This is a genomic window from Nodosilinea sp. LEGE 07298 (assembly GCF_015207265.1).
Taxonomy (GTDB): domain Bacteria; phylum Cyanobacteriota; class Cyanobacteriia; order Phormidesmidales; family Phormidesmidaceae; genus Nodosilinea.
The window spans coordinates 1-8,268 of record NZ_JADEXE010000290.1 but is presented as its reverse complement, the minus strand read 5'-3'; the positions used below and the strand labels follow the sequence as shown (position 1 = coordinate 8,268).

The window sequence follows — 8,268 nt, the reverse complement described above, 5'->3', positions numbered from 1 at the left end:
GAACAAACAACAGTGGGATTGGGCGATTCGGGTGAAGTCAGACCTGTTGGTGACCACCAAGGGCGGTCGAACTCAATCGGTAGAGCGCCTCTTTCCGCCCCCAGAACACGCCTATCTGGTGGGGCCGTAAGTTTTCTGCACCACTAAGGAAGCAAAGTTAATTTTTGTGGGCGAAGGTGAAGTAGGCAAAAGTTGTTTGTTAGGAGCTTTGCGCGGAGATGACTGGGTAGACGGTCGCCCCACAACTCATGGCATTGAGATTAAGCCAGTGATGATCAAAGCCTCCAAAATCGAAGCAGATATTACTCTTAACGGTTGGGATTTTGGGGGACAGCGGGTCTACCGCCCCACTCATCAGCTCTTTTTCAGTGCCACTGCTGTCTATCTGGTGGTGTGGAAGCCACGGGAGGGGCCACAACAGGGCTTTGTCAAAGAATGGATTACGTTGATCAAGCATCGCGAACCCGATGCCAAAGTTCTAGTCGTCGCCACCCACGGTGGCCCCGGCCAACGCCAGCCAGATATTGACCGGCAGGAACTAATTGACCTGTTTGGCAGCGATACCGTTGTTGGTTTCTTTCATGTCGATAGCAAGCCCCATCCCGAAACCCAGTTTTGCACCGGCATTGCCGAACTGCGAGAGGCCATTGCCAATGTTGCTGCCACCTTACCCGGCATGGGTCGCCTTGTACCCACCAAATGGCAGCAAATTCGCGAACTGCTTGCAGCATCTGGCAAAACCCATATGCCTTACGCAGAAGTGCTTGCCCTTTGCGAAGAGCACGGGCTAGAGGGCTTCGCCGCCGAGCTATTTGTGCGCGTCTCCCATACCCTCGGCTATTTCATCCACTACGATTACGACGAAATTCTGAAAGACATTGTCATTCTCCAGCCCGACTGGTTGGCCAAAGCCATCAGCTACATTCTGGATGATGAAACTACCCGCCAGCGCAATGGGCTAGTCGAGTTTGACCATCTCAGTCACCTCTGGAGCTATCCCCCCTTCGAGGGCGAAACGGGTTATCCCAAAGAACTCCACCCCATTTTTCTGCGGCTAATGGAGCGCTTTGACCTCTCCTACAAAGTCATCCTCGACCCTGCAAATCCAGAAGCTAACACCACCAGCCTAATTGCCCAACTCGTGCCCGACCAGCGCCCAGAGCAGCTTCCCAACTGGGGCGAAGAACCTGAAGTGGGAGACAGACAACAGGTGCAAATCTGCCGCATTGTGGACGATCGCGGTCAGAGCGGCAATGCTGAAGGCTTGTTTTACCAGCTCATCGTGCGCCTGCATAAATACTCCCTGGGCCGAAACAACTACAACGACAGCGTCCACTGGCAGCGGGGCCTTATGCTCGACAATGACTACAACGGTCGTGCCCTGCTAGAGCACATCGGCAACGATGTCAAAATCACCGTCCGCGCTGCCTATCCAGAACGGTTTCTCTCCTACCTCACCGAAGAAGTTAAATGGCTGGTGGAGAGTTTTTGGGAAGGGCTCAACTGCAACATTATGGTGCCCTGCATTGCTCCCTGCGGTATGGAAGCTCCTGGGCATGGGTTATTCGAGGTACAAAAACTGATCGAAAGTAAGAAGAAGAATCGCCCAGAGTTTCCCTGTACGGTTTCGGGTTGCGACGAGTGGCAAAACATCGATCAGCTGCTAAACAATGCTGCAACTACTCCTGCCCCGTCTCAAGAGCTTGGCCTAGAACAATTTCGTACGGTTGTTAAAGACGAGCTAAAAGTAATTCGTAGAGATCTGGTAACGCTTGATCATCGAGAGCAGCAACGGCATCAAGCGTTGTCAAAAGATCAGCAAGCCATTATGAGCCAAATCGATCAGCAGTTTGCCTACCTCATGCAAATGCTCATCGACGAAGCCAAAGATGGTCCCCGACTGTTCAGCTTCAAACCTGTTGACCCTGGGTTCTTCGATCGCCCCAAATGGATCAGCGAAAAATTTCAGCTCACCCTCTGGTGCGAACATGCCCGCAAACCTTTGCCTGCGCTTAATGAAGGTAGTCAGCAGGGCGTCTATAAACTTGAACTCAACCGCGAGTGGTTTACCAAAGCAGTGCCCTATTTTAAACTCGTTACTGGCACCCTGAGCCTGGTGTTACCTGTCGCCGCCTCAACCACCCAGTTCATGCTCGATGACGCTACCTACAAAGGCATTCAAGAAGAGTTAGATCTTGGGCAAAAAAGCCTGGAGTTTGGCATTAAAGGCAGCAACACGGCTGTTGATTGGCAGACCAAACGCGACGGCGCTGAGTTGGAGCAAGGCGAAGCCATTCGCGCCCAAGGGGCAATGCTTCGAGAACTCCATACCCTGCTCCAAGACAAAGACCCTGGTTTTGGTGGTCTAGTTCGGGTCCAGAACAAGCGGCGAGAGTTCTTGTGGGTACATCCCCAGTTCGTCGGCGAATATTAAAAGTCAGAGCCAAGATCTATAAGATGCTCTCCGAGTTTTGGGCTCCCAGTTCCCGCATCCGATTTTTTGCCTGACTCAAGCTCAAACGGTGCGTTCCGGCCCCAGCGGCCTGTTGTCTATTGTTAGATGGACCTGAGGCCGAGAACACACCCTACGCACTGATTAACCCAAGGATCTGTTTGGGTTAATCAAGCGATCGCTCGCGACTCAACAAACTAAACACCTCCCCCTGCGCTGGTGTAATCACAATCCCAGAGTCGGGGATGGCCACCAGCTGGCTCCACTCCCTCTGTTCCGCATACCGAAGCAGATGCAGGTAGTTAATTGCACCCCGTACCCCCTCGGGTGAACCAATCACCAGATGGCGCAACCGCTCGCGCCCTGGTTGAGAGTTGGGAGTAACTAAGCGCAAGGGACTCAGATCCCCGAGTTTTTGAAAAACTCGGGGATCTTGGCGGGTAAAACACAGCATTGGGTTTCCTCCAAAGAAACGGATGGTTAGGAAAGCCCAAAAATTTGGCCGCCCCAGACATGTGCAGTACGGGGCGGCCTGGGCAATAATAGCCCTAGCCTCCGAGACAGCCTGTATCTGTCGAAGGGGTTAGGTGCCGGTTGGTGCGCTAACACCTTCCGGTACCGATTGACCAAATTTTTGGAAAGACAAGCTGCACGCTCACAGCTCTAAGGCGGTAATTTACTCTATCTAGAGCCCCTAAGCAAGTCAAAATTGCTACAGAGTGGGTTGTTGTTGTGAACCTTAATGTTGTGTAGCGAATAGCCCGGTGTTGGCCCTCGTGGGTGAGGTTGCTAGGGTCTGCCTTTGTTTGGGGGAGGCAGAGCCTCCGATCGGCATTCCAATGCTGAGCATTGGAACGAGGTATAGGCGATATCCTCTTTGCTCAACGGCGATCGCCCCCCCGATCGAGCCCAAAATCATCGCATTGTTTAGAAATAGGTGTGTGTTTATTGAATTCATGAGCGTGATCATTGAATTCATGAACGTGATCATTGAATTCATGGTGCGATCTATAAGGATCACTTTAGTGAATTCAATAAAAACGAAAGTGTTTATTATGAATGGACGAGTGTTTATCGAATTCACTTGCATGAATTCAATAAAAACCGTCATGAATTCAATAAACACTTCCATTTTTCGCTATTGGGCTCTGCGTTGCTAAGGAAAAAAGCCGCAAAACTACTGAGAGCACCAGGCCAAAACATACCCGCAAGATCCCGCATAAGTATCAGTTTCGACGACTGGATCCCTGTGCCATTTTGAAAGAGTCCACCTTACTACGGTGCATCTCATGCCTAGAAAAAAGAGAAGTTCCCCCGTTTTAGACCGAGGCGAGCGCCGGGCTGCGGCCCTCAAATCCCTTAGCCACACCCTAAATTTAGGCGACGGGCTGACGTTAGAAAATTATTTGCTTCGGCTTGATCTGTTGCGATCGCAGCTCGAAACCTACAACGAATCGCTCTCCTTTGTCGATCGCGCCCTCAGCACCGTGCGCGACACCGAAAAAGAGATCCGCGAGCTTTCAGAACGCATGTTGATCGCCGTTGCCGCCCGGTATGGCAAAGATAGCTACGAGTACGAAATGGCTGGCGGCATTCGCAAGCGCGATCGCAAGCGTCCGGTACGCAAAACCGACAGCGCGGCCTGAGCATAACTTTGATACTGCTGTAGGTTGGTGTTGAGCGAAGCAAAACCCAACACCAGTAACGGGTTGGTTGGGTTTCGCTAACGCTAACCCAACCTACAGCAGAACTTTCGTCAGTCAATCAGGTTTGGCGGGCAACCCCGTCAGCTCTAGAATGGGGCGAATTTCGACGGTGCCTTTGTACACCGAGGGAATGCGTCCGGCGATCGCGATCGCGTCATCCAGATCCTGCGCGTCGATCAAAAAGTAGCCGCCCAGCTGTTCGCGGGTTTCGGCAAAGGGGCCATCGGTCACCAGGCGTTTGCCGTCGCGCACCCGCACACTGGTGGCCGTAGTTACCGAGTGCAGCGGCGAGGCTCCCAGGTATTTGCCGCTGGCGTGCAGGTCTTGGGTTAGCTGTACCGATTCTTGGTAGCAGCGCTCCTGCTCATCGTCGGTCCAGGCGTTTTCGTCGCTGTAAATCAGCAGCATGTATTTCATGGTTCAACTTCCAACTTTAATGGGGTGAAAGCGACTATTGTCGCCAGTAGTGGGCGGTCATAAATTGATGCCACTGGCCATCGTTAGTCAAAATTTGTGAGGTCATGACTCGGTGGTCGTGATCAATCAATTCGATAGTATCTTTGTAGGGAGCCATGGCAGTTTCACCAAAATTAGGCCCCTCAGTTTCTAGGGTTAAGGCTTTTTTAGCCTCATCTAAAGCGCCGCTATAGATCCACATATGGGCCATCATCGAGCCGACAAAGGTGCCGGTGTAGCGCTGGGTCTGCGGGTCGTAGCCCAGGGTCATGATGGTTGTTCCGGTGTCGCCATCGGGCATTTCGCCCTCGCCTTCGGCTACAATCCAGAACCCGCCCAGGCTGCGCACCACTTCGGTGCCGCGAGTTTTTGAGGGGGGCTGGTCGGGTCCCATGCTGCATTCCATTTCACTGACCCACTTGCCCACCAGCTTGTCGAGCCACTGGTGTTCTGCCTGCGGTTCCATCTGCATAATGTTTCTCCTGAAGTTGTTTGAAAAAGACTGCTGATACCGAATTCTGTTCTGTTTCTGTTTCACCTGATTTGTAGGGGCGTAGCATGCTACGCCCCTACGAGGGGCCTGATTGTGAATCGGGCTTAACTACATCGGATTTTGTATTAACCCTGCCCCACCCCGCTTACAGATGCTTTTATCCGTAGGTGGGTCGCTGCGGCCAGCCAGAAGGAGATTCTTCAAAGTCTTCCTGGCGACCGTAAGGGGTCAAGTCGAGCAGGCTGTAGGCATCGGTTAAGCCTTCGCACCCCCGAGCATAGGTTGAGTAGGTATGAAAAACGTCGTCATCGATGCGAAAGAACACGCTCATACCGTGGTGTTCGCCAGCAGTGAAGTGCTGTTCTTGCTCGTCTTTCAGATTTGCCTGGTCGCGGTAGTTGTACTGCACCGGAGCCACTGAGGCATCTAGCGAGACGTGAAAGTCGTGGTTGAAGTCGCTGTCGAAGGAAGATACCCAGGGCAGAGTCCAGTGGTGGCGAGCTTTGTAGTCTTCAAGTTTGGCCAGCGGCGCGCGCGAAACCAGAACCATAGTGGTGTCGCGATCGCCCAGCAGACTTAGATCACCCAGGGCGTTGACCAGGCCGGTACAGCCCGAACAGCCGTTGTCCCACTCGGGGGCAAACATAAAGTGGTAGACCAGCAGCTGTCGCCGCCCCTCAAACAGATCGAGCAGACTGGTTTGCCCGGTCGGGCCATCAAAGCGGTAGGTTTTCTCTAGCTTGACCATCGGCAGGCGGCGACGCTTGGCATTGACGCGATCGCGCTGTTTGGTCAGCTCTTTTTCGTCGGCCAGCAGCGCTTTGCGATCGGCCAGCCAGACATCTGGCGATACTACGGGGGGATGGGCGAGGGTCTTGGTTGTCATAGTGAGTTCTCCTTGCAAGTTGTCCTTGCGATTTAGTCAATGCATTGCTGGAGTCAGCTTTGGTGCGTCACGTCATGCGATGACGCGCCCTGCGGCTGCGAAAAGACAAGGCTTAATGCAGATTGGTCTCCAGGGTTTTGCTCTGGTTCACCTGGGCGTTGATTTCTTCATCGGCTGGGCGAATCTCAAAGGGGCCGCTGCGCACGCCGGGATGGTGCGACATCAGCTGAATGGCGTGGTTGAGATCGCGGGCTTCTAGCATTAAGATGCCGCCAATCTGCTCTTTGGTCTCGGCAAAGGGACCATCGGTAACAGTCACTTTGCCATTTTGGTAGCGCAGTGTAGCCGCGTTTTTGACACTTTGCAGCGCTTCTCCACCCAGAAAGTGACCGTTACGCTTTAGTTCGTCATCGTAGGCAAAACAGTCAGCCATTAGGGTCGACTGCTCGGCTTCAGAAAGCCGGTCCCACTGTGTTTCGTCAAAGTAGCCCAAACAGATAAATTTCATGGTCAACTCCAAAAGTGGGTCTAAATTGTTCACCTTTGTGGAGTAGTCGTTTAGGGAGACCGCAAATCGACATCGGGGCAAAAAAATTCTTTAAATTGAGAGGGTACTCACTTTGTAGCGGTGCACTGCGCTGCGGATGTGCCCTACGACTGTCGCGCCTCTAGCACCCCCTCGGCTTCGTTGGCGATCTGCCGCAGGGCATCGAGCGTCGTTTCGGTAGCCGACTGCCATAGACCGCGCTGATTGGCCTCCAGCAGACGTTCGGCCATATCGCGCAGCGCCCAGGGGTTCGATTGCTGCACGAAGGCTTGAACGTCTGAATCTAGTACATAGGCCTGAGCTACCCCTTCGTACATGTGGTCGGCGACGCAGTGGGTGGTGGCGTCGTAGGCAAATAGGTAATCGACGGTGGCGGCCATCTCAAAGGCCCCTTTGTAGCCGTGGCGCATGACCCCCTCGATCCACTTGGGGTTGACCACGCGCGAGCGGTAGACCTTGGCAATTTCGGCGGCGAGCGATCGCACCTTCGGCTGGGCCGTCACCGCATTGTCGCCAAAGTAGGTGGCGGGCTGCTGGCCCTGGAGGGTTCTAGCCGCCACCGTCATCCCCCCCTGAAACTGATAGTAGTCGTCGGAGTCGAGCAGGTCGTGCTCGCGGTTGTCCTGGTTGTGGAGCACCACCTGTAGGTGCCGCAGCCGCTGCTCAAAGGCCTCGGGCATGGCGTGGCCCTGGGCGTTGCGGCCGTAGGCGTAGCCGCTCCAGTTCAGGTAGGCGCGGGCCAAATCTTCATCAGTTGTCCAGTTCTGCGATTCGATCAGCCCCTGTAACCCGGCTCCGTAGGCCCCCGGCTTAGAGCCAAAGATGCGGTAGCGCGATCGCTGCTCCGCCTGTTCTGCCGTTAGCCCCTGCCGCTGCCAATCCTCACTCTCCTGCCGCACCCGGTCGGCCAGAGGGTTCTGCTCCGGCGGTTCTTCCAGCGCCGCCACCGCCGCGACGGCCTGATCAAACAGGTCAATTAAATTGGGGAACGCATCCCTAAAAAAGCCCGAAATGCGCAGGGTGACATCGACCCTGGGCCGCCCCAGGGCCGACAGCGGCAACACTTCAAAGTCGACCACCCGCCGCGAGGGGCCATCCCACACCGGGCGCACCCCCATCAGCGCCAGGGCTTCGGCTAAATCGTCGCCCCCGGTGCGCATGGTCGAGGTGCCCCACACCGACAGGCCCAGGGTTTGAGGATACTCGCCGTGGTCCTGGGTGTACTGCTCGATTAGCACTTCTGCTGCCCGCCGCCCCACATCCCAGGCGCTCTCGGTGGGGATGGCGCGAATGTCTACCGAGAAAAAGTTGCGACCCGTGGGCAGCACGTCGGGTCGGTTGCGGCTGGGCGCTCCCGCCGGGCCGCTGGGTACATAGCGCCCGGCAAGGCCCATCAGCAGGTTGGCGATTTCATCAGTGGTGCGGGCTAGCGCGGGAATGAGGGTGTGCTGAATCCAGCGGAGTTCGGCAGCGAGGGGAACCCTCGCCCCCAGCCCCTCTCCCGAGGGGAGAGAGGAGCTAGAGTTTTCTCCGGTTCCCTCTCCCCCTGGAAGAGGGCTAGGGTGAGGGCAGCTCGGGGCAACGAATTCCTGTAATAGCTCTTCTACTAAACGAGCCGCTTCCTCTTCCAGCGCCTCGATCGCATCCCCCACAATCCTGCAGTTGGCCAGAGCGGTGAAGGGTTCTCCCGGCTCAGCGGTGAGGGGGTCGAGGTCCAAACCCCAGGAT

The 8,268-nt window shown here is 55.1% G+C and carries 8 protein-coding genes and 1 pseudogene; 3 read left to right on the top strand and 6 right to left on the bottom strand.

All coding sequences use genetic code 11. From position 1 onward, the window contains the following. Positions 1-151: 151 nt before the first annotated feature. Both IQ273_RS34550 and IQ273_RS26930 read left to right on the top strand, forming a co-directional pair. Positions 152-484: pseudogene (locus IQ273_RS34550) on the top strand (ADP-ribosylation factor-like protein); the annotation flags it as partial. Positions 485-676: 192 nt separating this feature from the next. Next, positions 677-2,434 carry a COR domain-containing protein gene (locus IQ273_RS26930; RefSeq protein WP_255534696.1) on the top strand — a complete coding sequence of 586 codons (1,758 nt, stop codon included), beginning with the start codon at positions 677-679 and terminating at the stop codon, positions 2,432-2,434. 184 nt (positions 2,435-2,618) lie between these two features. Here IQ273_RS26930 and IQ273_RS26925 read toward each other — a convergent pair whose 3' ends face one another. Beyond that, entirely contained in the window at positions 2,619-2,906 is a 288-nt protein-coding gene (locus tag IQ273_RS26925; protein ID WP_194026214.1) for a hypothetical protein, read from the bottom strand. A gap of 835 nt (positions 2,907-3,741) precedes the next feature. Between IQ273_RS26925 and IQ273_RS26920 the strand changes: the two genes are divergently transcribed. Next, positions 3,742-4,098, top strand: coding sequence for a hypothetical protein (locus IQ273_RS26920; protein WP_194026213.1), 357 nt, complete (start codon positions 3,742-3,744; stop codon positions 4,096-4,098). Positions 4,099-4,212: 114 nt separating this feature from the next. Here the strand turns inward: IQ273_RS26920 and IQ273_RS26915 are convergent, their stop codons facing one another. The 5 genes from IQ273_RS26915 to IQ273_RS26895 all read right to left on the bottom strand — a co-directional run. Next, a complete protein-coding gene (locus tag IQ273_RS26915) occupies positions 4,213-4,575 on the bottom strand; it encodes a YciI family protein (protein WP_194026212.1) in 363 nt (120 codons plus the stop codon). A 34-nt stretch (positions 4,576-4,609) separates the two neighbouring features. Then, a complete protein-coding gene (locus IQ273_RS26910) occupies positions 4,610-5,086 on the bottom strand; it encodes a DUF1579 domain-containing protein (protein ID WP_194026211.1) in 477 nt (158 codons plus the stop codon). Positions 5,087-5,264: 178 nt separating this feature from the next. Next, complete coding sequence (locus IQ273_RS26905) at positions 5,265-5,993, bottom strand: DUF899 domain-containing protein (RefSeq protein ID WP_194026210.1); 729 nt, start codon at positions 5,991-5,993, stop codon at positions 5,265-5,267. 112 nt (positions 5,994-6,105) lie between these two features. After that, a complete protein-coding gene (locus tag IQ273_RS26900) occupies positions 6,106-6,501 on the bottom strand; it encodes a YciI family protein (RefSeq protein ID WP_194026209.1) in 396 nt (131 codons plus the stop codon). Between the two features lie 143 nt (positions 6,502-6,644). Continuing rightward, on the bottom strand, positions 6,645-8,268 hold a 1,624-nt coding region (locus IQ273_RS26895; RefSeq protein WP_194026208.1), incomplete at its 5' end, for a cobaltochelatase subunit CobN.